Genomic DNA, 26,113 nt, shown 5'->3' with positions numbered 1-26,113 from the left:
AAGATGCAGGTTTTTTTTACACAAGTTAAAATTGTAGCTCAAAACCCGATTTTTTTAGCGGCGATTACAAGCTGGCTTTTGAGTCAATTTATCAAAACATTCATCGGATTTTGCGGATCATCAGTACATTCTCTGCCGGTCTTTTTTGACTTATTGGTATGGCGCACAGGAGGGATGCCCTCAAGTCATTCTGCTCTTGTGACAGCTCTCTCGACTACAATCGGTTTTAAACAGGGCGTTTCTTCGGATTTATTTATTTTTTCTATTTTTTCTGCGATGATTGTTATTAGGGACGCAATGGGCGTCCGCCGTTCAAGCGGACTTCAAGCAAAAATGTTAAACGAAGTAGGCGCTAAAATGGCCGAAACAATGGACATACCTTTTAAGCCCGTGAAAGAAGTTCAAGGTCATACCCCTGTTGAAGTTTTTGCCGGTATGATTCTCGGTGTTGTAATCGGAAGTTATTTTTCACTCTATTATACAGTATAACTCATGAAGCGGCTGAACGGTTTTTTATATTTCTTGTCGGCGTTCATCGCAACCGGAATCCTCTTGCTTTTTATTATCTTTCCTCTCCGTTTTTATGCTCCTGTGTGGGATGGCTACCGGATAGCAGCGGTTCCCTGTTCGGACGATATTGAACGGTATGTTTCTGCTGCGGAAGAGGCCGGTATATCGGGAGCTGCATCGGAGTTTTCCGTTTCAAACCGCTTTTCATTACTAGGAACCGGCCGGCATGAACGCTTTCCATTTACCGATATCGGCCGTTATACCCGATGGTTCCGCGATGACGACGGCGGATATCAATATCTGTATCTTCCATATACTTCGATTTTTAAATACCTTTCGTTCTATTTTTCGCTCTACGGTAAACGAGCTCATTTTTTTCTTGAAGCTGCTATTCCATATAGTCCGATACAAGGGCTGCTTGCGCTTATTCTGTTTGCCTACTGTATTGCCGGTTCCCGTAAAAAACTGCTGTTTTTTGCCGCTGCGTTCAGCTTTGTCTGTTACGCTTTTTGTATTAAAAGCAGTTTATCGTCTGCAACTGCCCTGTTAAGTATATTGACTGCCGCATATTGGTTGGAGGCTCTGGAAAACGAATTGACTATTCAGTGGAAGCAGCTTAAAGAGCGGATAAAGCATAATATATTCATGCTGATTCTTCCTGCTGCCCCGCTGTTGACTGCGGCTATCGATGGAATAGTTTCCTTGTGTTTTTTCTTGCTGGCGCTGCTGTTATCGGCAAGTATACTTTTTTCCGTATACAGCTTTTTACAGCTGAAAGAGACGTATTGGGAGCAGTACCGTCAACATCCTTCGTTAAAGCTGTTTGCCATGCATCCGCAATCATGGGCACAGTTCTGGAATACACGATATGCAATTACTGCTACCGTTTTAACCGGCTGTTTGCTGCTGGTGTCTGCGATTATACCGCTTGTGTTCTCAACGAACCGTTTAAGTCCCGCTGCCGCTAAATTGAATGCGCCTCAGCCGGTTTCACGGCAGCCGATTCCGTTTACCGATTCCGGCTTTTTTACCGTGCAGGCATCGCGGCCGCAAGATTATCTCCCCGATTTAAGTAACTATATAGAAGATTATTGGTATACGGCTGTTTTACCCTACCTGAATGTGCATGAACCGCTCCAGCCGCTTACGCCGAATATGCGGGTGTACTTTGATTCCTATTATGAGAATTCAGAGGGAAAACTGCATCGTGAAGAAAGAGTTATCTATTCCTTTGATACGGTGTTTATTCTTCGAGCTTTAAGAAACGAACGGCTGGCGCTGCTTCCGCTAGAAAAGATGCTGATAGCCCAAGCCGGTTTTTCTGCTGCTGCCTATCGCCCCTTATATGTATCTACACTGACTCCGTTTGCCTCGTTTTTTATTATCCTCGGCACGTTGTTATTTCCCTGTGTTCTGATTATAATGAGCAAAATACGATGATGGAATTTATACGATTTAAACGAGGACAACAGCAAGTAAAATATATCCGCTTAGATCCCCAATTTGAGGGAAATGCTTTTCTGCCGCAATATGCGCTGGTTCCGCTTGCATTTAGAACACAAACGAGCAGCCTTCCGCTGGTCTCCGTAGGAGATTTTGTGAATGAAGGGCAGATGGTTGCCCGTGCAGGGAATAGCTTATCGGCGCACGTTCATGCCTCGGTTCCCGGTATTGTTTCGGGGATTGTTGACGCACAGCTTCCAAACGGTCATTCATTCCGCGGACTCCATATCAAAACAGGAGGCAGCTTCGGTATATTGGGGAAGCAACGTACTCCGTACTTATGGAAGCAAAGCGATCAGATAGGGCTGATTCATTTCCTCGACCATGCTGGTTTAGTGAATACTTCAGGAGAAACGGTTTCTCTTGCAGAAGATATTAGAGCGGCGGTAAAGCACGGTTTAAAAACGCTAACCGTTATGCTTTACGATAAAGACCCTACCTGTATGCTGGATTCTTTTTTAGCTCACCGTTTTATCCGCGAAGTTGCAGAAGGAATCGGCATTATCGCTCATGCGATGGGCGCCGCAAAAATCATCGTTGAAACAGGTACGGAAAAAAAGACCGTACCCTTTTTGATACAATCGGAACCGTTATTTCCGACCGCGATCTTGCACATCTAACCATCCCGCAAACCTATCCGGCAGGAACTGCCCATACACGTTCGGCAGAAAAAGATGCTGTCGTGATCGACGCTTCGACTGCGTTGTCGGTTTATGAATCGGTGCAGCACAACCAACCGATGTTGACAACGTATTTGCTCCTTACCGGCAAGACATTGGAACATACCAAGGTTATTAAAGTACGCATCGGGACACCGATCGGGCACTTGATAGAAGAATGCGGCGGTTTTAAAAGCAAAAATACGCATATCATTATTAACGGTTTGTTGCGCGGAACATTGGTTGACAGTTTAGACTTACCTGCCGGCAAGGGAATTAAATCGATCCACGCGGTCGGGAAAGATATTGATATTCAACAACAACTGGAGGAATGCGGCCATTGCGGACAATGCCTACGGAGCTGCCCGGCATATATCGACCCCATCGATACGGTACGCCATATTCAAAGAGACCGGTACACCTCCGAAACGCTGCGTTCTATTGCATTATGCAGCGGTTGTGCCTGTTGTTCGGCAGTATGTCCGGTACGTATTCCGTTAAGCGCGATTATCAAATCGGCAGCAGCAAGAGGAGATAGTTATGCCGTATAACCGTACAATGCTCGCTCCTGCGCCTTACGTCTATACCGGTATGAATGCGCGGCAGACAGCTATACTCGTGCTGAGCCTCTTATCGCTTCAGCTTATCGCAATGGGCATTATGCACGATTTTGCAAGTATCTTTCTGGTCATATCCGCCGGAGCGGCAGCAGCGCTTGCGTCTTTTCTTATCGGTTATATGCAAGGGAAGGGTACCTTTGATATTCATGCGCTCGTAACCGGATTGTTGATCGGTTTTTTTCTACCGGTTAACGGAGGCTTCGTCTTTAGCTTTTTGATCGCATTTATGAGTTATTTTTTCAGCTGGGGTGTTTTCGGCGGAAAAGGTTCCTCATGGATTAATCCGGTCATGCTTGCCGTCTGTATTGCAGCAGTCTGCAAACCCGATTGCTTTGTGCAACCGGTCAGTGCCGATCGGATACTCTCCGGCGGCAGCGTTTTTGCAGCGATGGACGGTTCCGGTCTGTTGCAGACACCGGCCGACCAATATATAACGTCCGTGTTTAATTCAACATTTTTGCACGGGGTTGATGTAACGCTGCCGGAAGGGTATATCAGTCTTTTCCTTCATTATCCATCCGCCGTACCGGCTTTCCGTTATAATCTCTTAACGTTATGTTCTTCGATTGTATTGCTGTCAGTAAAAACGATTCATAAAACACTTCCTTTTACCTTTTTGATCGTTTACGGTCTGCTTGTGTATTTGTTTCCCTCCGCAGCGCAAGCAAGTGCATACGGACAGGGTGATATATTATCTGCGCTACTGACGAGCGGCGCTCTTTTTTCGGCCTTTTTTGTCATGAACGACAGCGGCTCTATTCCCCGTTCATGGGAAGGGAGATTCATCACGGGTATACTGACCGGCATCTTAGCTTTTTGTATTGCGGGTCCCGGTGCGATACCGGCCGGTATTCCTTTCGCCGTTTTATTTGTTGATTGCCTCACCCCCCTCATCGAGTGGCTCGAAGCATATTTTTATAAAAGAAGACGAGGTGCATTATGACCGATGCTGCAAAATACCTTTTAAAAAAATATGCCGCACTTGCCGGAATTGTGCTTGTATTCTTGGCCTCATTTTTTGGGCTGTCATATCTACGGAAAAAAGCGGATGCCCAATATTTGACCGCTGCAGCAGAAAAGCTTTGCCGTGCATATCCGGGCTTTAAGGATCAACAAATAACAATCACGGGCATTGGTAACTCAAGAGTATCCGGGTTACCATTCCGTGCGGTATTGTCCGCATCATATTCAGGATATGATGCTTTTGTATTTATGCTCCCGCTAACCGGTAAGTACGGTGTTTATCCTGCTGTCTTTTTTTATGAACGCTCAATCGGTTGCATCTTCTGCGGACTCGCCGGAGTTGACGCCCTTCCGGAGCAAGCGGAGCGCTACGGAATAACGCAGACAGCCGTTGCAATGCAGCAAGATAAAATTGAAACGGTAATGAAGCGGTGGGAGTGGTGGTAATATGATAAACAAATCTATTGTCTTTTTTTAGGTTTATGTCCGGTCATCCCCCTCGCAGCTCATTTTGCTGAAGGTTTGATCTTTATTGCGGAATTTTGGTTTCTTTTGGCTGTCGGAATAGTAAGTAAGATGCTTATCGCTTATTTTAAAATTGATAAGTTTTCTCAGATGATACTCTACCTTGATATTATTTTTGCGGCAGCCTTATATGCGCAAATCGTAGGGGTAATTTTTCCCGTGATGGCAATTAGCCTTGAAAGATACATATATATGGTTGGGTTTTCGTATATACTGATTATCAGCATCGGTATGTATGATTCAAGCCAATATCCGTTTGAAATGCCGATACTCTATTCGATTCTCTTAGCGGCTATTTCGATATTGCGGGAACTCGTGGTGTTCGGTACGGTTTCTTTACCTGCTCGCTCCGGCTTATTCAGTATTACGCTTATCCCGTTCCCTTTACCGCTTAAATTTTTTGGGAGCAGCGCCGGTGTTCTTATGATGCTCGGTGTTGCACTCTGGCTTTTCCGCAGTTTTCATAAGGGTGAACTTTTGCCGTTCCAAACCGATGAATCGTATCGAAACCGGCAGTAGGGGAGATTCCGTATGTTTATTGCATCCTTGATCTTTTTTTATACTTTTCCTGCTTCATTAGTCTTTTTGCACGGTATCGGTTTGGAACGCCTTTCGATGAATGCGCGTTCAACCCGCGTAGTGATTCCGTTTATTCTACGGGATGGTGCAGTGATACTCATTTCTGCGTCACTCAGCTGGCTGCTTGAATTTTCTATTTTATTACCGCTCGATATCGTAAGTATAACGCCGATTGCCGCATTGATAATCGTATATCTGTGCGATCTGACCGTACACCGAATATTTTTTAAACATTCTGAAAGTCGGCTGATACGGGAGCGCTTGTTTTCGGGCGGTACCGTTATCTTTGCCCTCTATCAGGCTTTCACCTATATCGAATTGATTGCTATTCTGGTGAGCGCCTTAGTAAGTATGCTTGTTTGGTCGTTTGTGCTTTGTGCCGTCAGACGGAGGGTTGAGGAAAGCAATGTCAGCGCGCAATGGAAAAATGCACCGCTATTACTAATCAGTATGGGGCTGATTGCATTAGCGCTCTATGCATGGGACGTTGCATGGTTAACGCCGGCGCTTCTGTAACTTATGGTACAGGGTGATTGTTTACAGATACTTTACAAGGCAAGTTTGATATTGTTTTATCGGGATCTTCTACAAATCTATACGTGAGTTTTTAGAGATGCCCAATCCTATAAAATGAGATGGAGTTGAATTCCTTTATGAAACGTTGTTGGTTATTTTTCTTTTTTTCTGTTTTGATATGGAATACCTTTGCGCAAGAAGCTGCCGAAACTCAAGAACCGGAAACACCGTCTGCGCAAGCCCCTATTGCCGCTTATGTTTATGAACCTATTCGGAAGGGCGATCAGTTTATCCGCATGGGGTTACAGTTGGGGATACCGCTTTTTAATACCTCGCCGAATAAGTTTGCGATTAACCCCAAGATTTATCCGGGCGGCAGCATCTTCCTCGGTTATACTCACTATCTGACGAAAGGAGTTTCCATCGGCGGTGATGTTGCTTTTACCTTTCATTTAACGCGCGGCAGTAATCTCTATTTTGCCATTCCCTTTACCATCAATTCAGGATATACCTTTGCAATCGAAAAATTCCGTATTCCGCTCACGTTCGGGATCGGCGGTGATTTTCAATCCTATAACGGTACGCGGTATTTCAGCTTGTTCTTTAGACCGCAAGCCGGCGTTTTCTATCAGTATTCCCCCGAATGGTCGTTCGGCGGCGAATTATCATGGGATATAGTTCCGCAATGGTATAAAGATTCAAGCTTTAATCGTACGGGCAATTTCTTGAATATCGGCTTTGCAGCCCGGTATCACTTCTAAAAAGGAACAGAACTATGAAAAAAATAAAAATACTATTTGCCGCTACTCTCGCGGTTTCTCTTGTAATCGTGTTATCAGCATGTAAAAACCCGCCGATATTCGCTGCGATAGAGCAGGAGGTAAAACTCAACCCTGCTTCCGTTAAAGGCCGCGTCCGCGGAATAGTTGAGATTAGCAATACGTTATATGCTTCAAACGGAAAAATATGGTACAAGGAAAAGGGAAAAACAGGAAAATGGTCGGAGATGAAGGATTGCCCTTCTGGTCTGTGCACAGGACTTGCTGTCGATGGCCCCAACCTCTATGCCGCATTTGAACAAAGCGATACCTTTACAATTCATTGGTACGACCCGGGAACTAAATCTTGGACTAAGGTGCCTGGATCAACGGCGCAGGCTGTTTTCGGATCGCGGGCTATTTTTGCAATCGAATCGAGAAAGAGCGGTAATGCAACAACCTATACGATAAGAACCATTACAGGTGGTAGTACGTTATCGGCTGCATGGGCGTCGCCTACCGACAAGGCGCCGGTCGGTGCGGCCGGTTTATACTGCTTATTGGAAAACGGGCTTTACAAGAATGACGGGACACCGAAAAATGGTAGCGGTAGTCCTTCTTCGGGACTAAAGGGTATTTGTGAAGGACCTGCAAACTCCGTCTTTGTTGTTGACAACACGAAATTGTACTGTTATGACGGCACTCATTGGACAAGTACCGCGCATGGTGTAAGCAACCCTCAAAGTATTACCTATTTGCACAATAAACACTTAGTACTGATCAGCGGTATAAAGGGGTATGGAGAAATTAAGCTTGCCGGCAGTGCGCCTACTCTTGCGGGTGCACAATCGATTAAAGCGGGTTCCGCAGATTCTTCCGTCCCGCCAGGGAATATTCTTCAATATAACAACAGCGTTGGAAAATATGTGATTAATCCTATTTATGCGTTTGAGAACGGTACCGGTTATGTCATCTATGCCGGTGTAAACGATCCCAATACAAAATATAGCGGCTTGTGGGGCTTCTACAATCCCGGTCAAATAGAATGGAACCGTGAGTAACGATTTATTCGAGGCAGCGGCGGCGGCGGAACGGCTTCCGCTTGCTGCACGAATGCGCCCCCGCAGTCTTGATGAATATATCGGGCAGGAACATATTGTCGGAAAAGGGCGGTTGTTAAGGAGAGCCATCCAAGCGGACAGGCTCTCGTCCGTTATCTTTTTTGGGCCGCCGGGGACGGGAAAAACAACCCTTGCTCAAGTCATTGCCAATCATACCAAAAGTAATTTTTTAAGTTTAAACGCTGTCCTTGCAGGCGTACAGCAGATACGCGATGCGATTGCATCGGCGGAACAATATAAAAAACTCTACGGAAAACCGACCATTCTTTTTGTCGATGAAGTACACCGATGGAACCGCGCACAGCAGGATGCTTTGCTGCCGTGGGTAGAAAACGGAACCGTTATCTTTATCGGCGCGACAACCGAAAATCCTTTTTTTGAAGTGAATAAAGCCTTAGTGAGCCGCAGTCGGGTATTTCAGCTCAAGGCGCTCACCGATGCCGACCTGTACCGGACTGTGGAACGGTGCTTGCAGGATACGGAGCGGGGCTACGGAAAATGGAAGGTCTCTTTTACCGAAGGCGCATTAGAGCATCTTGTCGAAACCGCCGCAGGTGATGCCCGCAGTCTCTTAAACGCGCTTGAGTTAGCCGTTGAAACCTCTACCGAGCACTGGCCGCCGCCTGCCGGTACGGAAATCATCATCGACATGCAAGCCGCTGAGGAAAGTATCCAGCAAAAAGCGGTGCTCTACGATAAGGACGGCGATTACCATTACGATATCATCAGTGCCTTTATAAAATCCATCCGAGGGAGCGACCCCGATGCGGCGCTCTACTGGCTTGCCCGAATGGTGCGGGCAGGGGAGTCCCCTCACTTTATCTTTCGGCGTATGCTTATTTCCGCTTGCGAGGATATCGGACTTGCCGATCCTCACGCGCTGACCGTTGTTACAAGTGCGGCGGCAGCCTTTGATCGTATCGGTTTGCCGGAGGGCAGGTACCACCTCACCCATGCAGCGCTGTATCTTGCGACATGCCCTAAATCGAATAGCTCGCTCGGTTTCTTTGACGCTCTCAAGGCGGTAGAAAAGGAACAAACCGAGGTGCCGAACCATTTGAAAGATGCAAACCGCGACGGAGAATCGCTCGGGCACGGAGAAGGCTATCTGTATCCCCATGCCTATCGCGACCACTGGATTGCGCAGCAGTATCTGCCCGACGAACTGATCGGCAGGGTATTTTACACACCCGGATACACCGGCTACGAAGAAAAGATACGGAATGAGGTACTGGCAAAGCGGGAAACCCAGCTGGCTGCCATACACGAAGCTGCCGAGGGAAAGAAGGATGCCTTTACGGTTGAGGATTGGCAGGCACGGACGGAAGGCAGCAGCGCCGAAATACTGGAGCAGATACGGGACACCCTTATCGGGCTGGCAAACCTGTCCGCCGATGACCGCGTGTTGGTGTACCGGGCTGACGGGGGGCTTTTGCTGTGGCCGAGTACCCGTATCACCCTTAACGGATGTACCGCAGGAATCTTTGAACACCAAGAAGCCTTGCAATCCGCACAGCGGTACGCGGAAACCTTTGAATTTTTAAACCGTCCGATTATGACCGTGCTTCCAGCCTGTACCCACCCTAGTGAAAAAACACCTGCCGCTACTCAGCTCGATGAAACCCCATCCGCTGCGTCAGAGGATAGAACGCTTTTTCCCGAGCTGGCGTTTGATGTTGTGCTTTCGTATAACCCCGCTGCGACTGCGGACGGTTTTATCGCTTTCTTTTCCCGTATCGCGCAAGAGCATACCGCCGGTGCGCGTATCCTCTTCGCATTCGCGCTTCCGCAACAGGGACTCCGGCTGTCGGCACTGCTCCCGTCTGACGAATCCGTAAATCGTTTTGCGGCTGCCGAAGCCGCATTTTTTTCCGACAGCCGAAATACACGTACCGCATGGACGGAAAACACCATTGCGAACATCGCCGAAAAAGCGGGGTACCGCGTACAACTCTTAAAAAAAGTAGACTATCAGGAGAAGCGGCTGGTAACGCAGGCGGAACTCGGTCGATGGTTCTCGGCAGAATCCGAATACGGCACGGCAATCCGCAAGGCTTTTGGTTCGGAGGAAGGTGCCCTCGAAAAAATCATTCAGCAGCTGGAACAGCGGTGTAGAAAACCTGCCGTGTATACCCGCACCGTCATATACATGAGTGTTTCCCTTTAGAGGAACTCCACCATAACGGCGTTTTACCCAATCCTTAGTTTCTATCCCCATTACGAATTACATATCGCATCGATATGCCGGAGCAGCTGTTCGCAGGTATATCCGCTGATAAGGTAGGCATTTGAGCTGCGGCTGTCGAAGAATACATAGTCGCCGCTTTGCAGGGGGGTAAACGAAAAGCGCAGTTCCGTGCCGTTACCGAACGCTAAACGCACCCGTACCGTTTGAGGACTTTGCAATGGCGGCGCGCTGTATATATCGATACAGGAGAATTTTTCTAAAAAGCTTTCCAATGCACGGAACGCATCGCCGTTCGCTTCCGTCCTGATTACGCTGTGATTTCCGTACTCCAAACCTTGGATGCCTGTGCTGCGGAAAAGCGCCGCGTATATCTGTAAATCGAGCCAGAAGGGAGCGGCGACCGTTAAAAAAGGTTCAAACGCATTATCGATTAAAAACACCTTGACGCTTGTTCCCGTCCGTACATATTGACCGGCGCCGGCCGTATCGGTCATCCCGAAAAAGAGCTCAGAAAGGATGGTTTTATCCTTCCGCACAAAGACAATACGCGAAGCGTGTCCGTCATCGATTTGGTAATCGGGATAATCCTGCGGGCGTGCCGATATGGGGAGAAAGGAGCGTCCGGCGCCGAGCAGCGAAAAGAAACGATCGATAATTTCCTGCCTGACCGGATAGCTGCCGTTTCCGGTGCGGAGATAAAAACGGACGCCGTCTTTAATCAGTGTCATTTCGCCCATCTCTACCGGTTCAGCCCTTGTCGGAATAGAAAACCGGATTTCCGCAACCGCGCGGATATCCTGTTCATGCATCAAGCTGCTCGAAAAAACACCCGCCCGGGAAGGCCGGTGTAAAAAACTCAGCACATAGCAGCAGAGCAGCACGCAGAGGGTGATAAACAGAACCTTTGTTTCTTTTTTCACGCGCGGTTCCTCCGCCGGAGGATGTATAGCGCGGCGCCTGCACCGATAATCAGCATGGGTACCAGCACAAGGTTAAAGATACGGGCGGCGGCGATAATGCGGTTAAACGCCGCATCGCTTTCAAAGTAGCGGAAAGGCAAAACCGCAGGCTGTTTATTTTTCAGCTGCAAAAGCGCATCCTGCCGCGCAATCCAGTACACGGTATTCACCATAAAGTCCAAATTCGCATCGGAATTTGTGTATTCTACGGCGGAACTCACGCAATACTCATCCGCAACCACCAAGAGCCGCGCATTGTCTGCGCCGCTGATACCGCTCACCTCATTGACGCCCCGTTCGCTGAAGGCTGCCAGCGGATAGGCTGTGTGTTCGCCGTTCGCGGCTGCGGCAAGCTGAGTTCCGTGCGGGTCGGTGTTATACGGCGGCAATTGCAGCGCCGACCTGTTGCTTGAAACAAGCACCGGAAGCGGCGTCTTTCCCTGCGCGGCGGTACAAATAACCTCCGACGGCCAGAAAAACTGCACGGGCTTTGCTGCAGATAGCAGCGGAGGCATCGCTTCCGCCTCCTGCCGGAATACCTGAACCCAAAACGGATAGTTGATATGCTCGTACCGAGTACCGTCGGCGGCCGGTAATGTCATGCGGAAGTTTACGGGATCCATCACAAGATTAGCCTGCACCGCAAAACCTGAGCGGGCGAGCAGTTCAAGCAGCCCGTCATCCTTTTTGGGTGTTGCCTCCCAGCTGCCGCCGATATCCACGGTGTTTGCGGACACAAAAAAGACAGCGGAACCGTGCCTGTTAATGAAGGTATCAACAGCCGTCAGCATATCGGCATCAAAATAGGAAGAGCCGATTACCAATAGCGGAATTTCAGGGTGCAGCTCAGGGTAGGGTTTGGTCAACGTAATCGGTACAAAACCCGCATACTCAAGCCACGGCAACACATATTTATAATTACCCGTTACGCCGTTTTCTGCGCTGCCTTCAGGAAGCGCAACATAAACGGAGCGGTCGAGTTTTCTCCCCTGCGCATCCTGATTCATCTCGGAAATAAAACGCGCAATATCAGCTTCAAGGGTGTAGATATCGGAGAGGAACGGAATAACGCGGCTCTCCCCGCGGTATTCGCACAGTAATCCCGAATAGAGGTTTTGCAGTACCTGCATATTATTGCTGTTCCGCTCAATTTGCCGAGCGACAATACCGAGCTGATTCAGCTGTTGCGGGGAAAACTTCTCCGTATCCTTGTATAGCACGAGGCAGCGTCCGTCCGCAGTACGTTGATATTCTGCGAGGATATCTTCAACATATTGCAGCGACGGCAGGAACCCGTCAATATTATACGAGCGGAACCACGTGATTGTTACCGTCCCTTCAAGGCTGTTCAGTATCGATCGGGTATAGGCTGAAAGTGAATAGGTGTGCTGTTGCGTCATATCAAGCCGAGCATAGAGCCGCTGTGAGAGCAGCGCTGCCGTTACTACAATGGCACCCAACAGCAGGGCTTGAATACGGTACTCTTTTACGCTGCGCATTTTTATGTTTATCGGTTTTGTTTTCATCGGCTTTCCTCCTGAACGTACAGTAAAAAGACCGAAAGCCCCTGCGCCGCAACGATGAGCAATATATAGAAGAAGAAATCACGAGTGTCGAAAATCCCGCGCGCAGCCGATTCAAAATGAAGCGTAAAAGAGCAATAGCGCAGTATTTTTACAATGGCTGACGGGAGCGGGATTACTTGAGCAAGGACATGGCTTGCGGTAAAAAAGATACCGGTAAAAAAGCTGAGTAAAAAGCTGACGGCGGTGTGCGCAGAGATGTTTGAAAGTGCGAGCGACCATGCGGTAAAGGCTGCGCCGAAAAAGAGGACAGCGCAATACGAAAGAAAAAACGGAAAAAAGTCAAAATAGACAAGCGGAATAACCGAAAGCGGAATAACCATCGTAAGCGTGGCGGCTCCTGCAAAACAGACGAGCAGGGCTGCATATTTTGCCGCGGCAAGCAGGCGCTTATCCACCGGATAGGCGGCAAGGAGGCGGTCGGTGCCGTGCTTTTTTTCATCAGCCCAGCTGTTCATCGCAAGCAGAGGAATGACAATACAGAACAGGAACGGCAGATTGAGGAAAAAGGCGCGGAAGTCCGACAGCCCCGCCGAAAACCAGTAGCCTGAACCCACGAACGGGAGTGCCGCTCCGAGGTAAAGCACGAGCGCCGCCGCATAGAGCGCGGGGCTGTATATGAGGGTATGTAGTTCCTTGTTAAAAAGCGCCTTAAACGCCGGGAATCGATTCATCGCCGCCCCCGCTTACCGGATTCGGAAACGGCGGATTCACGGAACTCGCGGGTGGTAACTCCGGCGTACTGTTCAAAGGTCTTGAATAAAAGCGTATCGGAAGCAGCATCTTCTTCAATGCCGAAGTCCTCGTATAAACGATCGGCGAGTTCCGCCCGTGTTCCTCCGGCAATCTGCCGTCCCTTGTGGAGCAGAATATGCTGCGAGCATATCCGTCCGGCAAGTTCAAGCTGATGGGTGCACAGGATGACCGCGGCATACGTGGATAGCGCGAGTATCTTTTTTTCAAAGTCTTTCAGCTGGAACGGATCAAGGCCGGATGCGGGTTCGTCCAAGAGGACGAGGCGGGGATGATGGATAATCGCTTGCGCAAGCCCTACCCGCTGCCGGTACCCCTTCGACAGCTCTTTAATCCGTTTGGTGTATACCTCTTGCAGATCGGTAAACTCAACCGCCTCGTCAAGCAGGTCTTGCTGTACGCCGTTACCGAAACCGCGCATTTGCAGCGTAAAAAGCAAGAACTCCCGCACCGTCATCGAATCATAGAGCGGGTTTTGCTCATACAAAATCCCAATATTCCGTTTAGCCTCGATCGGTTCGTTCAAAATGGAGTATCCGCAAATCGATACGTCTCCGGAAGAGGGCAGGCGGTACCCGCTGATGCTGTTCAATACCGTACTTTTTCCCGCTCCGTTTAATCCGAGCAAGGAGTAGATACCTCCAGCCTCAGCGATAAAACTGATGTGTTCGCAGCCGGTTTGCCGCTTCTTTCCTGCGCCGTAATATTTACAGATGTCCTGTACTTCAAGGATAATCACTGTCACCTCTGCCATTAAGAACTGCTTGTAGCTTTAATACTTTTAGTGCCTTATTGGAAACCTCTAAAAATCTAACCGAGTTTTTAGAGATGCCCTATTCTTTGAAAACCGTAATATCGTCCACGGTTTTCCGTTTCGGCATCGGCGGCTCTTCGGCAGCATAACCTACGGCAATAACTGCAACGATGATTTGATTTTCATCAATATTAAAAAACTTTCTGATTGCCGCCTCATCGTAAATTCCCATAATAAGTGTTGCAAGCCCCAACTCATGCGCTTTAAGGCAGAGGTTCATCGCCTGCATTCCATGGTCGTAATATTGAAAGCCGTCTTTAAGGTGCGTTTCATATTCACCGTCCCGTGTAAAGCCCGAACGCTTATTGACCACTGTAGACACAAGCAAGACCGGCGCGTTTTTCACACTCTGCCGATTAAAATCCGCAAGACATTTTGCAAGCTCTTTTTCGGCATTACCTTCCGCTACATAATAGCGCGAAACTTGAGAATTTTTCCACGAAGGAGCCAGAATCGCCGCCTGAATAATTTCCCGTACCAGTTCACGCGGTACAGGCTGATTTGTATATTTGCGCACGCTCCGGCGCTGTTCCATACATGTTTGTAAATTCATACGAATACCTCCTGATGAAGATGTACTATATCACTTTTCGGATAATCAACAAACCCCGTCACAGAGCGAAAACGGCAGGTATTAAAGCCTTTGTATGAATAAATCACATAGCTTTTTTATCGAAATCGGATTATAGTATTCGCGTGAGTAAAAGACATAAACTTATTCTAACGATATTAATACATCTGCTAACCTTTATCGCAGGGTTTCTGAACGGCGTATTTTTTATTATAGCCGGTACGGCAGTCAGCCATCATACCGGTACTATTACTCGTGTAGCGCTGACCCTTTCCAAAGGAGCGATTGCGGAGGCAGCAGCATTTTTATTGCTTATTCTTTCTTTTTATATCGGCGCATGCATCTCCGGTATGCTTTTTCACAAGAGTGATTGTACATTTTCAAAACGCTACGGCATTCTTTTATTGGTTTTTTCAACAGTCTTTTTTGCAATAGCCGTTATAGGACCTCCACTACGTATTGTCCTTTCCATAACTTGTGTGATACTCGGTATACAAAACGGTATGTTCATTCCTTATGACGGAATTTTAATACGAACTTCGCATTTTAGCGGCTATTTAACGGATGCGGGACTCGCGATGGGGAAAGTTATCCGTGGAAAAAGGCAAGAACTGCGACGCAGTGTACACTATCTGTCCGGCATTATATGTTTCGCAGCCGGTGCTGCCGCCTCCGCATTTATGCCTTCTTCTTTATTTTTTTATATTATTGCAGTTTTCTATTTCTTTACTGCGATATTTTATTTTGCTTTTATTCGTGCGGTTTAATACCTGCCGTTTTTCGGTAACGCTCTGCGTCGGGGTTGTTGATTCTCATGATATGATATTCTTACATAAAGATATTCCGTCTTAATACGGCAACTGCACCGGAAATATCCGATACAGTTGCCATACATGACGTTAAATACCTACACCGCTTCGGATTTATAAATTTCCGGCTTATAGAGTTTAATTATTTTTGTAAACAAAATATGCAGCAGCAAAGCACAGCCGAACGGTACAACTAAGTATGCAATCAGCAATGCACCAATCCGCACAGCAGGTGATCCGCTTAATAGCTCGTATGCCTTAATCGGACCGACAAGCCCTGCAATACCAAAGCCGGCACTCACCTTATCGCCCATAATACCTAGGAAACGCCCTGCGATCCCTGATGCAGCGGCCGTTAATACAACCGGCAATGCCATAATAGGGTAACGCACAAGGTTTGGAATCATCAGCTTCATACCGCCGAGGGCAATAGCTGCGGTAATTCCAGCCTTATTTACACGCCACGATCCTACAATAAGTACGGCAGTACAAGCAGCAACCCCCAAGTTTGCAGCCCCGGATGCCAACCCTGCAAGTCCAATCGCAATACCGATTGCCACCGTCGAAATAGGTGAGATAATGACAATAGAGAAAGATGCGGCAATAAGAATACACATCAGTACCGGCTGCAGCACGGTAAACGAGTTAATACCGCGGCCGATTGCAGCGCTTACTTCTGCTACATACGGCAAGATAAAGAGTCCCAATGCCCCCAACCCGCCTGCGACAATAATCGGCTGCACAATAATCGTAAGCGAGCCGAGCTTGTTACCCAACCACAGCGTAACAAGGGCTGCCAGTGCAACAATAATCATCACATTGATTAAGTCGCCGATACCGGCAAGTTTAACAATACCGTCTACATGGCGTACTGCTCCAGACGCGATAAAACCGGCAAGCCCGATCATAGAAGCCTTAATCGGCACAAAACCGAGCTGTATACCGACAATAAAGCCGATCACCGCAGACACCAAATATTGCACATCTGCAACAGACTGGTACAGTATACCGAATATGGTACCGTATGGCGCCAGCGCCTTAAATATCTGTCCTAAAACAGCGTTAGCAATAAGGGCAACAACAATTCCTGCAGCCATGCCATTTAAAAGCGTATTAATAAAAAATTTAACCGTAATTTTCTTTGTTTGTTCAGCCATAATGTTCTCGATCTTATATCCTTATACTATCAAATACGGGAGTACCCCAAAATGATACTCCCATTGCCCTTTTATAACCCGAATAATTTCTCTTTGCCGTGTACAAAGGTGGTAATAAGATCACAATACGGTGTAGGGATATGCAGTTCTTTACCTTTACGGGAAATATAACCATTTAAGAAATCAATTTCGGTTAAACGGTGATTTTTGATCAGATCCTGGTGCATCGAAGGATAGTGCTTTGCCCCGACAAAGTCCGGCTGCGTAAACCCGTAAACGTAGTCAGTTACGGAGTCGATATCCAATGTAACCCCTTGTGTTTTTGCTATTGCGGCAAATTCAGAGATGATACAGCGCATCATATCTTTACAACCTACGATACTGCCAAGCTCCAGCATATTGCATTCCATAATTGTGCAGGTGCTGTTCATTGCTCCATTGAGTGCTGCCTTCCGCCAAATAGACCATAAAATATTATCGGAATAAACTGCAGGCATTGTTGCTTTATTGAGCGCTTCTACAATGACCTTCGCACCGGCTTTACCTTCCGGTACAATATTCTGAATTTCTGTTTTTCCATGACTTGACAACACTGCACTTCCCGGCCCCTTCATACCGGCAGTTACTACCGTAACACCCATAAAAATATTTTTAGGAGCGATAAACTTTTTCAGTGTTTCAGTATGACCGAGTCCATTCAAAAGACAGAGGATTTTTGTATCATCTCGCAGAACATGTTTAATACTACTCAGCATATGTTCCAACTGCATCGATTTTGTAAACACGATAACAAAATCGGCAGTGCCCTTAAACTCTTCCGGTTTATAAACATCGATCTTTGTCGATAGTTCCGCAGTACCGTCTTGCAAGTGCAAACCGTTTTTTCTAATTGCATCGATATTATCCTGCCAACCGTCCAGCAGTGTTACATCATTACCGCTTTTTTGCAGCATAAAACCGAAACTGCAGCCCATAGCACCTGAGCCGGCAATAACAACCTTCATAAAAACTCCTCTATTAGGATAGACCGGCATAATAGATAGTATATTATCTATAAAAATAGGATTATAAAACCCGTATATAACACCGCTATCCTAATAGCCGGTATTTTATCGCTTTTCATATACAATGTCTATAAATCAGACGCCGGTATCACGGAACTCACAGTGTTGGGCAAAACTGAGCTCCCTGATAATATTTATAAATTATTGCAGGCTTTCAGCTTATTTTCTTCCGTTTAAGAATAGAGACGGTTCATATAAAAAAGAAACAGTTTATATTTGCAAAGACGATAAACATCTTGAAATAGATAAAAAGGAGGGGAAGCTCATTTCGGTAACCCCAACAATCGATTTTCAAAATAGATTGAAAATCGATTGCCGGAGGCGTTCATCCTGCGGGGATAACTTCTATGGCTAATATGCCATCCCTTCTACCGCTAAAGAATCCATCCACAGCATCTTAACCACTGTAACAGTCAGTGTGCCATTTTCGGTTTGGGTACCCTTGCGTACATAGACGGTAATACCATCGGTGTTAAAGGTATCGTAGTTATCGAGCGAATCAGGCGAACCGGCAAACACGGCCGGTTGAGGTACGACGCCTCCTCACGTGCGGCATCCGCCTAAGTAGGTATACACGCTGGTTTCATTGTGTTTTGCAAGAAAGGCTCTTGCTTTTTCATCAACAGTAACTGTCATAGTTCCTCCTTTTTCTTTAATACATTAAAGAAATGCTTTATAGTTATAGGATTTATTCCTATTTTCTAGAGGTAATATAAAAAAATTTTGACTTTTCGTCAAATCTATTAAAAAAATGTCAGGGTAAACTTATTGGATGTTGTTTGATGTATTTACCAGTAATATGCGATGTGCAGATCACTTGACAAAGTCAAGAAATAGCACAACCATACATATTATGTTATATAATAAACATTCATTATGCTTTGCTCTTCTGTTCGTTTATATTGCAGTGGTATTTCTTCCTCTCTATAGTGCTGAATCAAAAATGTCTAGCAATTCAACAGAGGAAGCAGCAGAACATCAGAAAAAAAATTTATTTGGAGATGTTTCTCGAAGCTCGCCTTTTTCTGAGCAAGAATATGACCGACTTATTTTAAAAATGTATGTTAGTTCCGCCAATATCCCGTTGTATTGGTTTGAAAAAGGCGAATGGCAATTAAAAGAAGATAATTGTTGGGTGTCAGGGAGTGAGGATGAGGTTGTTTCTCCCTACCAATTTAATATGATAAAGCATGTTCGCTATTATAGATACAAAAATATGCATCCGCTTGACTCTGCATACTATGCGCAAGATGAAGGTACCGTAAATTTCCTAAAGAGGTTTTGTTTTTATCGTTTTACGGGGAAAACCTTGTTACCATGGCTTGATGTGTATCTTTTCGCGCTGGATATGCATACAGGTCTTCTCTTTTACTATGCACTTCCAAGTAGATTTGATAAAATTTTGGGAAACAGCGTCCCTCGGGATTGGGTTGCGCTTGAAAAGCACCCTTATGTAAAGGAAAAATTTCCTAATAAAAAATTTTATGAATTTGATCCGATTGGTATTATGCAAACAAATGGAAAGATTTTCTTATATGAGTGGTTTACTGAACAAAATAAACGAAAAGATTCCGATATCGGTGTTTATATTCCGCATTTTGACGACTACAAAGACATTGCTTCACAAGCATCTTCAGGCTATTCTCCATATCGGATAAAATGAGTTTTTAACGAATTGCCTTTTCGTATACGGAGGCAGCTTCTTTTGCGTGCCGGAATTTTTCCCAATCCGGTGTATGCGGTATAGAGAAGTTGTCGGCAGCAATGGGCTTGCTTGTATCGATGAGTTTCACTTTTTGCTTGGCAGTTAAAACGTGAAGCACTGCTTCGTCAAGCCGCTTTGCAAACGCAGTATCGGTGCGGGCTTTTTCGGCAATGGCTGTAATCAACGGATAGATTTTCGACAGCGAACACATAACCATATCACAGCCGGCAGCGATTGCACGTACAGCATTTTCTTCAGGCGATGCGCCGTTCCGGTTTAATGCCTGCATTGCAATGTCGTCTGTGATGATAAGGCCGGAAAAGCTCAATTTATTACGGAGCAGTGCAATTCCTTTTGCGGAAAAGCAGAACGGCACTGCTTCAATTGCCGGTACCATAATATGAGAAATGAGCACCGCTGCCGTACCGTCTGTAATTGAAGGCCGGAATACTGAGCAATAGCGGCTGAGGAAGGTGTCATAGTCAACGGTTAATTCAGCAGCGCCTTTGTGTAAATCTGCGGCGCCGTTGCCGGGAAAGTGTTTGACCGCCGCAAGAATGCCGGTGCCCTGCATACCCCGCACTGCGGCGGCGGCGTATTGCCCCGCTTGTTCGGGTTCCGGGCTGAATGTCCGCGTACCGAGCGCCGTTGCAACATCTTCCGTTCCTGCTTCCGCAACCGGCGCCAGATTAAGATGGAGACCTAGTTCCCGCATTTGTTGACCCAATAACCGATAGAGCTCCTCCGTTTCCTCGACGGAAAAACGCTTGCCGATTTCCTCTGCAGCGGGCAGCGGGGCGGTGATGCGGCGGGTTCGGTACACGGTACCGCCTTCGTTATCGAGCGCGAAAAGCGGCGGGATAAAAGTATGACCTGAACGGCGCGCTGTGTCTTGAAAGCCTTGTACGGCCGATTCCAAAAAGTCTGTAACCGCTTGGGGGGTGTCCGCGATATTATATCCGAACAAAAGCACGGCGCCCGGAACGGTTCCTTTAAACGATGTGATGCTTTTTGCATCCGCTGTTTTGCGCCCTGCGATATTGACCATCAGTACTTGCGCTGCTTTTTCTTCAAGCGAAAGCTGAGAAACAACGGCACGTAGGGCTTCCTCATTTTGAGATGATGCCGTATGTTCGGAAGCTACTGTTGATATGGCAAGATTGCAGAGCTGTGCGGCTCTCTTGCCGATATGTTCGGGAGAGCTGCCGTTCTGCGCTGATGTTGACGCTGCTTGTGCCAAGGCGGCAAAAGGCTGCACAAATAAAGCGGAGATGATAAAAAAGAAAACAGCTGCAGCCGTCAAACAACATCTGCAGCATATTTTTTTTAGTACTAGCATAGATACGCGATACCGGCGGAGCGGCTGTTAACGGATTTCTGCGAGTGAGTCGCCTTCTGCAATCTGTGCACCGGCTGTAGCCGTAAAGTGAATAACGCCCGCCTTATGCGCATTGATTTCCAACTCCATCTTCATCGATTCGAGCATGATAACCGTTTGCCCTTCGCTCACCTGTGCACCTTCCGCAACAGTGTAGCGGAGCAGGGTACCGGTTACCGGAGCGAGCAGCTTTGCACCACTGTCGCTTGCTGTTGATGAAGATGCCGCAGCAGGTTTAGAAGCAGTCTGAGCAGCGGAATGTTGTGCTGTCGACTTGGAGGCCGGTGCTGCTTGCGCTGCGGCAGGAGCTGCTGATGTGGTTGATGCCGAAGCTGCGGCAGCCGTTTTTTGCGTAGATGCGGCGGATGCATTCTCTTTTACACTCACCGCGTATGCAGTACCGTTTACGGTGAATGTGCCGTTAGATGAAGAAACCGCATAATCGGTTCCGTTTACCGTTACCGTATATGAGCCGCTGCCGTTTGCAGTACCCGCAGCTTTTTTCTCCGCCGCCGGCGCCGTAAACACAACAGGGCCTTTACTGCGCTCTTTAAAGAATTTGGGCGCAACCTTGGGGAACATCGCGTAAGTCAAAACATCTTCGATGGAATTGCCTGCTCCGTTTTCTTTTGCTTCGGCTTTTATTTTATCCAGCTCATTGGGAATGAGGTCGGCAGGACGCGCTGTTACAGGGGCTTCTACTTTTGCTTCTGCCAAAGCAATTTTTACCAGTTCTTCATTGCACGGAGCAGGGGTTTTACCATACCGGCCGATGAGCAGATCGCGGGTCTCTGCGGTCAGTTTTTTATACCGGCCGAACAAGACATTGAATACCGACTGAGTACCGACAATCTGGCTGGTCGGAGTAACAAGCGGAATATAGCCGCAGTCCTTTTGAACAATCGGGATCTCTTTTAATACCGCATCCATTTTGTCGGAAGCTTTAAGGTCGCGCAGCTGGTTTTCGAGGTTGGAAAGCATACCGCCCGGTACCTGCGACACGAGGATACGGGTATCTGCGCCGAGGAAGCTCGATTCAAACTGAGCGTAATGCTTGCGCACTTCACGGAAGTAAGCGGCAATTTCAAGGAGTAGGTTAATATCCAAACCGGTATCCATTTCGGTACCGCGGAAAATTTCTACCATAGTTTCGGTCGGACTGTGGGATGTCCCCATCGACATCGACGAAATCGCAGTGTCCAAAATATCAGCTCCCGCTTCTGCCGCTTTAAGCAGTGTCGCTACGGAGAGTCCTGTCGTTGAATGGGTATGAATATTAATCGGGATACTCGTCTTTTTTTTGATAGCCGTTACTAAATCGAATGCTTCCATCGGCTTTAAAAGCCCTGCCATATCTTTAATACAGATGGAATCGGCACCGAATTCCGTATACGTTTTTGCCAGTTCTGCATATTTTTCGATAGTATGATACGGAGTCGTCGCAAAGGAGATCGCCATTTGGACATGCTTGCCGGTTTTCTTTGCTGCATCCGCCGCACGTTTAAGATTGCGCGGGTCATTAAGCGCATCAAAGATACGGAATACACCGACGCCGTTATCGGCAGCAGCTTTTACAAACGCATCGACGACATCATCGGCATAGTGCCGGTAACCCAATAAGTTTTGTCCGCGCAGCAACATCATAATGGGAGTATTCGGCAAAGCCTTATGCAAAGAGCGCAGCCGCTCCCACGGATCTTCATTTAAAAAACGGATACATGAATCGAACGTCGCTCCGCCCCATGCTTCCAGGCTCCAATACCCGACGCTGTCAAGCTTGCTGCAAATAGGCAGCATATCTGCCGTTGTCATGCGCGTTGCGTGTAAAGACTGATGCGCATCTCTTAATACCAGATCGGAAATCCGAACTTTATGTGCCATACATTACTCCTATGCGGTTCATACATTGAACATTAAAGTATAATGATATTGCTTATTGCTGGTTTTTGCAAGGTATACACCTTTTGAAAATATACAGTGCATCTACTTCGTTGCTGCGCACAAATTAATCCTCAACGTATCAAAGATACGCCTGCGGTTAATTTGTGCTCGCGCCTCGTATCTACACTGTCTATTTTCAAAAGGCTTACGGAAAGACTGGTTTTAACAGATGGCATCTTCTAAAAGTCTAACTGAGTTTTTAGAGATGTCCAGTTACTACTTTCTGATATAATTATTGACGTCATACGGCTTACCCGCATTGTAATCGCGCAGGACAGCTGCGACGGTACCGCTTAGTAACAACAAGCTGATAAGATTCGGGATAACCATAATGCCGTTAAAGAAGTCTACCAGTTCCCATACCAAATCGATTTTCAGCAAGCTGCCTAAGAAGATAAATATTACAACCAGCAGCTTATAAGGCATTAATCCTTTTGAACCGAATAGATACCGGATATTGGTTTCACCGAAATAGTACCACCCGATAATCGTGGAGAATGCGAAAAAGAACAAACAGATTGCAATGAAGAGGTAGCCGAAGGTATGTCCGAAGAGATGCTGTGAGAAAGCCTCCTGAACCAACTGAATACCTTTCATTACCGGCTGTCCGTTTTCAAATTTGATAATTCCGGAGCTGAGCACCGTAAAAACAGTAATATTCAAAACAACAAAGGTATCGATAAATACCGCGATAATTCCCAATACACCTTGCTCAACCGGGTTATCGACATTAGCAACCGCGTGAGCATGCGGCGTCGAACCCATACCGGCTTCATTGGAAAAAAGACCGCGGGCAATACCGTAACGAGCGGCACGCCCTATACCGAATCCCAAAGCTCCTCCCCAAACTGAGCGCGGGTTAAAGGCGCCTTTAAAGATCATCGCGAACATTGCCGGAATATTGGGCGCATTCATTATAATAACGATAATCCCGACAATAATATAAACAATCGCCATTAACGGCACAACTTTTTCGGTAACGGAAGCAATACGCTTTACACCGCCCATGAAGATAATACCGGCAATAATCGCAAGGCCGATACCGGTTACCCACGTCGGCAGAGAAAAGGCGTTTAAGAACGCATCGGAAATTGAGTTCGCTTGAACCATATTTCCCATAAAACCGAGTGCAAGGATAATTGCAACGGAAAAGAACGCTGCAAGGAATTTTGAAAAGCCCGTATTCCCCAAACCGCGAGAAATATAATACGCAGGGCCGCCGACGGTTTGCCCCGAATTATCTTTTGTCTTGTATACTTGCGCGATACAGGCTTCGGCAAAGTTCGTCGCCATCCCCGCTAATGCGGCGAGCCACATCCAAAAGATTGCGCCCGGTCCGCCCATAATCAAAGCAGTCATTGCACCGACAAGATTTCCGGTACCGACTTGTGCTGCAATGGCCGTTGCTACGGCTTGGAAAGAACTCATACCGTGCTTTCCCGCTTTTTCTCCCTTTAAAGAGAAATTACTGAACAACCTGCTCCATCCGGCGCCGAACTTTGAAAATTGCACCCCTTTGAGTCGGAGTGTAAAAAACATCCCTGTTCCGCAGAGCAAGGGAATAAGGAAGTAGGGACCCCATACAAAACCGTTAATACTTCCAAACACATGAGTAAGATTTTGTAAAAATGCTTCCATACAACAAGCACCTCCAATTAACAATCTTAATATATCGTATCATATATTATCGGCGCCCGCAAGAATATAATTATTTTTTATCTATTTATAAATATTTTTAATAGAACTGAAAAACGGATAATAAGTAAGACGGAAGCGTAACGAGTTTGTCATAAAATTCCGGCTCTGTTGCCCACTCTGTGAACTTAGCGGTTAATTAACATAAAATGGCTGATACATAAAGAACGCAGGGAAGCATCGAGTAAGATTTACCCATTTCCGATGCTTTCCTGCGTAAACTATTGGGTTGTATTTCTTACCGCATGTTTTCCAGAAGTTTAACGATAAACTTCCACATCCGCTCGGCTGAGGAAATACTCAAATGCTCATTCGGGGTATGCACATCGTATAAATTCGGGCCGAAGCTGAGGGCATCGATATCGGGGATGGTCTTTTTGATGAGACCGCATTCGAGTCCTGCGTGAACGGCGGAAACAACCGGCTCTTTCCCGGTAAGGTCTTTGTATGTTTTTACGGCAACGTCCCGGGCATGAGACTGCGGCGAATACTCCCACGCGGGGTACTCCGATACCTTGTTAAAGATACCGCCGGTACGCTCGGCGCAGAGCCGCAGCACTTGTACAATTTCATCCAGTTCGCTCTTCACCGAGCTGCGCACCGAAATCGTAAACTTCAGAGTTTCTCCGTCAAGGGCAAGAATGCCGTTATTCAAGCTGGTTTGCACCAATCCGGGGATATCCATACTCATGTATTGTACCCCGTCAGGCACCACCGTCATAAAGTCTATGATACCGGAGCTGACGGTACCGTTATACATCATCTTAGGCAGCGCCGTCGCTGCTTCGGCTACAATGCGGATATCTTTGTCGGCAACACGGTATTCCGCTTTGATTGCTTCAGCAAGTTTTGCAATCGCTGTCTGTACGCGGGCTGCATCCTCGACGGTGATAATCGCCTGCGCTTCTTTTGCAATGGCGTTATGCTTCGAGCCGCCCGAAATCGACACGATATGCACGGACTGCTCCGCCTTTACTGCGGACAAAATCCGTCCCAGTAGTTTGATGGCGTTTGCACGTTGTTTAATAATCTCCATACCGGAATGCCCGCCGAGCAGTCCGTCAACTTTGATTGAGAGCGCCTGTCCCTTCAATGGTTCCGTTTCGATCTTAAAATCGACATGGGTATTCGCGCCGCCTGCGCAGCTGACTAAAAAGACCCCTTCCTCCTCGGAATCGATATTGAAAAGAATTCTCCCCTGTAAATGATCGGCTTTTAACGCTCGTGCCCCATCCATACCGACTTCTTCGGTTGTGGTAATTAAGACCTCAAGCGGCGGGTGTGCAATCGACTTGGAATCGAGAATTGCCAATGCATAAGCGATCGCGATGCCATCGTCGCCGCCGAGTGTTGTGCGGTCGGCATGGAGATTGTCACCGTCCACAATCAGCTTGATCGGATCTTTAAGAAAATCGTGATTTGAATCGGCTGTTTTTTCGCAGACCATATCCATGTGTCCCTGCAATATAACCGTAGGGGATTTTTCGTATCCGGCCGTCCCGGGCTTTTTGATAATGACGTTGAGCGCCTCATCTTGATACACTTCAAGAGAACGTTCTTTTGCAAAGCGTACTAAAAAATCGCTGATGGCTTTTTCATTGTGTGAACCGCGCGGTACAGCCGAAATCTCGGCAAACCAACGGAATACTTCTTTGGGTTGAATGTTTTCTATAGTCATAATTGTTCCTCCTGAGTGGAAAGAGTGGATTCCTCTAAACCATCGAAACATCGCTTAGAGTTCC

Annotated in this window: 25 protein-coding genes; 13 read left to right on the top strand and 12 right to left on the bottom strand. The window is 47.0% G+C overall.

Annotation, left to right across the window (positions count from 1 at the left end; translation table 11 throughout):
- The first annotated feature begins 3 nt into the window (after positions 1 to 3).
- From QI63_RS03865 to QI63_RS03820, 11 genes are all read left to right on the top strand, one after another.
- Complete coding sequence (locus QI63_RS03865) at positions 4 to 489, top strand: divergent PAP2 family protein (RefSeq protein WP_044014052.1); 486 nt, start codon at positions 4 to 6, stop codon at positions 487 to 489.
- A 3-nt stretch (positions 490 to 492) separates the two neighbouring features.
- Entirely contained in the window at positions 493 to 1,950 is a 1,458-nt protein-coding gene (locus QI63_RS03860; protein ID WP_044014051.1) for a hypothetical protein, read from the top strand.
- Positions 1,947 to 2,633, top strand: a complete 687-nt coding sequence (locus QI63_RS13225) for a hypothetical protein (protein ID WP_235619773.1) — start codon at positions 1,947 to 1,949, stop codon at positions 2,631 to 2,633. Before QI63_RS03860 ends, QI63_RS13225 begins: the two co-directional genes overlap by 4 nt.
- Before the next feature lie 62 nt (positions 2,634 to 2,695).
- A complete protein-coding gene (locus tag QI63_RS13220; protein ID WP_235619772.1) occupies positions 2,696 to 3,223 on the top strand; it encodes a 4Fe-4S dicluster domain-containing protein in 528 nt (175 codons plus the stop codon).
- Positions 3,213 to 4,235: an RnfABCDGE type electron transport complex subunit D gene (locus tag QI63_RS03850; protein ID WP_044014048.1), complete on the top strand. Its 1,023-nt coding sequence runs from the start codon at positions 3,213 to 3,215 to the stop codon at positions 4,233 to 4,235. Before QI63_RS13220 ends, QI63_RS03850 begins: the two co-directional genes overlap by 11 nt.
- Positions 4,232 to 4,702, top strand: coding sequence for a hypothetical protein (locus tag QI63_RS03845; protein ID WP_044014046.1), 471 nt, complete (start codon positions 4,232 to 4,234; stop codon positions 4,700 to 4,702). The genes QI63_RS03850 and QI63_RS03845 overlap by 4 nt, the downstream gene beginning before the upstream one ends.
- 129 nt (positions 4,703 to 4,831) lie before the next feature.
- Positions 4,832 to 5,299, top strand: coding sequence for a hypothetical protein (locus tag QI63_RS03840; RefSeq protein ID WP_235619771.1), 468 nt, complete (start codon positions 4,832 to 4,834; stop codon positions 5,297 to 5,299).
- Between the two features lie 12 nt (positions 5,300 to 5,311).
- Positions 5,312 to 5,875: a hypothetical protein gene (locus QI63_RS03835; protein WP_044014044.1), complete on the top strand. Its 564-nt coding sequence runs from the start codon at positions 5,312 to 5,314 to the stop codon at positions 5,873 to 5,875.
- A gap of 137 nt (positions 5,876 to 6,012) precedes the next feature.
- Positions 6,013 to 6,636 (top strand): TP0733 family outer membrane beta-barrel protein, encoded by a 624-nt coding sequence (locus QI63_RS03830; protein ID WP_044014042.1) that lies wholly within the window; start codon positions 6,013 to 6,015, stop codon positions 6,634 to 6,636.
- A 14-nt stretch (positions 6,637 to 6,650) separates the two neighbouring features.
- Positions 6,651 to 7,694 (top strand): hypothetical protein, encoded by a 1,044-nt coding sequence (locus QI63_RS03825; RefSeq protein WP_044014040.1) that lies wholly within the window; start codon positions 6,651 to 6,653, stop codon positions 7,692 to 7,694.
- Positions 7,687 to 9,921, top strand: coding sequence for an AAA family ATPase (locus QI63_RS03820; protein WP_044014038.1), 2,235 nt, complete (start codon positions 7,687 to 7,689; stop codon positions 9,919 to 9,921). Before QI63_RS03825 ends, QI63_RS03820 begins: the two co-directional genes overlap by 8 nt.
- 50 nt (positions 9,922 to 9,971) lie before the next feature.
- Here the strand turns inward: QI63_RS03820 and QI63_RS03815 are convergent, their stop codons facing one another.
- The 5 genes from QI63_RS03815 to QI63_RS03795 form a co-directional block, all read right to left on the bottom strand.
- On the bottom strand, positions 9,972 to 10,862 hold the full coding sequence (locus QI63_RS03815; protein WP_044014036.1) for a DUF4340 domain-containing protein: 891 nt from the start codon (positions 10,860 to 10,862) through the stop codon (positions 9,972 to 9,974).
- Entirely contained in the window at positions 10,859 to 12,427 is a 1,569-nt protein-coding gene (locus QI63_RS03810) for a Gldg family protein (RefSeq protein WP_044014033.1), read from the bottom strand. The genes QI63_RS03815 and QI63_RS03810 overlap by 4 nt, the downstream gene beginning before the upstream one ends.
- Entirely contained in the window at positions 12,424 to 13,158 is a 735-nt protein-coding gene (locus QI63_RS03805; protein ID WP_044014031.1) for an ABC transporter permease, read from the bottom strand. The genes QI63_RS03810 and QI63_RS03805 overlap by 4 nt, the downstream gene beginning before the upstream one ends.
- Positions 13,155 to 13,991, bottom strand: coding sequence for an ABC transporter ATP-binding protein (locus QI63_RS03800; RefSeq protein WP_235619770.1), 837 nt, complete (start codon positions 13,989 to 13,991; stop codon positions 13,155 to 13,157). The genes QI63_RS03805 and QI63_RS03800 overlap by 4 nt, the downstream gene beginning before the upstream one ends.
- Positions 13,992 to 14,070: 79 nt before the next feature.
- Positions 14,071 to 14,604: a nitroreductase family protein gene (locus QI63_RS03795; RefSeq protein ID WP_044014029.1), complete on the bottom strand. Its 534-nt coding sequence runs from the start codon at positions 14,602 to 14,604 to the stop codon at positions 14,071 to 14,073.
- A 143-nt stretch (positions 14,605 to 14,747) separates the two neighbouring features.
- Between QI63_RS03795 and QI63_RS03790 the strand changes: the two genes are divergently transcribed.
- Positions 14,748 to 15,389 (top strand): YoaK family protein, encoded by a 642-nt coding sequence (locus tag QI63_RS03790; protein ID WP_052185471.1) that lies wholly within the window; start codon positions 14,748 to 14,750, stop codon positions 15,387 to 15,389.
- Positions 15,390 to 15,529: 140 nt separating this feature from the next.
- Here the strand turns inward: QI63_RS03790 and QI63_RS03785 are convergent, their stop codons facing one another.
- The 3 genes from QI63_RS03785 to QI63_RS13465 form a co-directional block, all read right to left on the bottom strand.
- Positions 15,530 to 16,588 carry a PTS sugar transporter subunit IIC gene (locus QI63_RS03785; RefSeq protein ID WP_044014027.1) on the bottom strand — a complete coding sequence of 353 codons (1,059 nt, stop codon included), beginning with the start codon at positions 16,586 to 16,588 and terminating at the stop codon, positions 15,530 to 15,532.
- A 71-nt stretch (positions 16,589 to 16,659) separates the two neighbouring features.
- Positions 16,660 to 17,592, bottom strand: a complete 933-nt coding sequence (locus tag QI63_RS03780; RefSeq protein ID WP_044014025.1) for a 2-dehydropantoate 2-reductase — start codon at positions 17,590 to 17,592, stop codon at positions 16,660 to 16,662.
- 411 nt (positions 17,593 to 18,003) lie between these two features.
- Entirely contained in the window at positions 18,004 to 18,288 is a 285-nt protein-coding gene (locus tag QI63_RS13465) for a CC/Se motif family (seleno)protein (RefSeq protein WP_304413155.1), read from the bottom strand.
- Between the two features lie 217 nt (positions 18,289 to 18,505).
- Between QI63_RS13465 and QI63_RS03775 the strand changes: the two genes are divergently transcribed.
- A complete protein-coding gene (locus QI63_RS03775; protein ID WP_044017008.1) occupies positions 18,506 to 19,315 on the top strand; it encodes a hypothetical protein in 810 nt (269 codons plus the stop codon).
- 4 nt (positions 19,316 to 19,319) lie between these two features.
- Here QI63_RS03775 and QI63_RS03770 read toward each other — a convergent pair whose 3' ends face one another.
- The 4 genes from QI63_RS03770 to QI63_RS03755 form a co-directional block, all read right to left on the bottom strand.
- Positions 19,320 to 20,660: a glycoside hydrolase family 3 N-terminal domain-containing protein gene (locus QI63_RS03770; protein WP_235619769.1), complete on the bottom strand. Its 1,341-nt coding sequence runs from the start codon at positions 20,658 to 20,660 to the stop codon at positions 19,320 to 19,322.
- A gap of 63 nt (positions 20,661 to 20,723) precedes the next feature.
- Entirely contained in the window at positions 20,724 to 22,616 is a 1,893-nt protein-coding gene (oadA, locus tag QI63_RS03765) for a sodium-extruding oxaloacetate decarboxylase subunit alpha (RefSeq protein WP_044014021.1), read from the bottom strand.
- Positions 22,617 to 22,892: 276 nt separating this feature from the next.
- Complete coding sequence (locus tag QI63_RS03760; protein WP_044014020.1) at positions 22,893 to 24,314, bottom strand: alanine/glycine:cation symporter family protein; 1,422 nt, start codon at positions 24,312 to 24,314, stop codon at positions 22,893 to 22,895.
- Between the two features lie 295 nt (positions 24,315 to 24,609).
- A complete protein-coding gene (locus QI63_RS03755; RefSeq protein ID WP_044014019.1) occupies positions 24,610 to 26,049 on the bottom strand; it encodes an aminoacyl-histidine dipeptidase in 1,440 nt (479 codons plus the stop codon).
- Positions 26,050 to 26,113 lie beyond the last annotated feature (64 nt).

It is taken from the genome of Treponema sp. OMZ 838 (assembly GCF_000775995.1).
Classification (GTDB): Bacteria; Spirochaetota; Spirochaetia; order Treponematales; family Treponemataceae; genus Treponema.
The sequence above is the reverse complement of the archived record's forward strand: the minus strand, read 5'-3'. Positions and strand labels throughout refer to the sequence as shown.

Coding starts and splice junctions, on each gene's coding strand:
- QI63_RS03865 (WP_044014052.1), top strand. CDS start 4: ATGCAGGTTTTTTTTACACAAGTTAAAATTGTAGCTCAAAACCCGATT.
- QI63_RS03860 (WP_044014051.1), top strand. CDS start 493: ATGAAGCGGCTGAACGGTTTTTTATATTTCTTGTCGGCGTTCATCGCA.
- QI63_RS13225 (WP_235619773.1), top strand. CDS start 1,947: ATGATGGAATTTATACGATTTAAACGAGGACAACAGCAAGTAAAATAT.
- QI63_RS03850 (WP_044014048.1), top strand. CDS start 3,213: ATGCCGTATAACCGTACAATGCTCGCTCCTGCGCCTTACGTCTATACC.
- QI63_RS03845 (WP_044014046.1), top strand. CDS start 4,232: ATGACCGATGCTGCAAAATACCTTTTAAAAAAATATGCCGCACTTGCC.
- QI63_RS03840 (WP_235619771.1), top strand. CDS start 4,832: ATGCTTATCGCTTATTTTAAAATTGATAAGTTTTCTCAGATGATACTC.
- QI63_RS03835 (WP_044014044.1), top strand. CDS start 5,312: ATGTTTATTGCATCCTTGATCTTTTTTTATACTTTTCCTGCTTCATTA.
- QI63_RS03830 (WP_044014042.1), top strand. CDS start 6,013: ATGAAACGTTGTTGGTTATTTTTCTTTTTTTCTGTTTTGATATGGAAT.
- QI63_RS03825 (WP_044014040.1), top strand. CDS start 6,651: ATGAAAAAAATAAAAATACTATTTGCCGCTACTCTCGCGGTTTCTCTT.
- QI63_RS03810 (WP_044014033.1), bottom strand. CDS start 12,427: ATGAAAACAAAACCGATAAACATAAAAATGCGCAGCGTAAAAGAGTAC.
- QI63_RS03805 (WP_044014031.1), bottom strand. CDS start 13,158: ATGAATCGATTCCCGGCGTTTAAGGCGCTTTTTAACAAGGAACTACAT.
- QI63_RS03800 (WP_235619770.1), bottom strand. CDS start 13,991: ATGGCAGAGGTGACAGTGATTATCCTTGAAGTACAGGACATCTGTAAA.
- QI63_RS03795 (WP_044014029.1), bottom strand. CDS start 14,604: ATGAATTTACAAACATGTATGGAACAGCGCCGGAGCGTGCGCAAATAT.
- QI63_RS03785 (WP_044014027.1), bottom strand. CDS start 16,588: ATGGCTGAACAAACAAAGAAAATTACGGTTAAATTTTTTATTAATACG.
- QI63_RS03780 (WP_044014025.1), bottom strand. CDS start 17,592: ATGAAGGTTGTTATTGCCGGCTCAGGTGCTATGGGCTGCAGTTTCGGT.
- QI63_RS03775 (WP_044017008.1), top strand. CDS start 18,506: ATGTTATATAATAAACATTCATTATGCTTTGCTCTTCTGTTCGTTTAT.
- oadA (WP_044014021.1), bottom strand. CDS start 22,616: ATGGCACATAAAGTTCGGATTTCCGATCTGGTATTAAGAGATGCGCAT.
- QI63_RS03760 (WP_044014020.1), bottom strand. CDS start 24,314: ATGGAAGCATTTTTACAAAATCTTACTCATGTGTTTGGAAGTATTAAC.
- QI63_RS03755 (WP_044014019.1), bottom strand. CDS start 26,049: ATGACTATAGAAAACATTCAACCCAAAGAAGTATTCCGTTGGTTTGCC.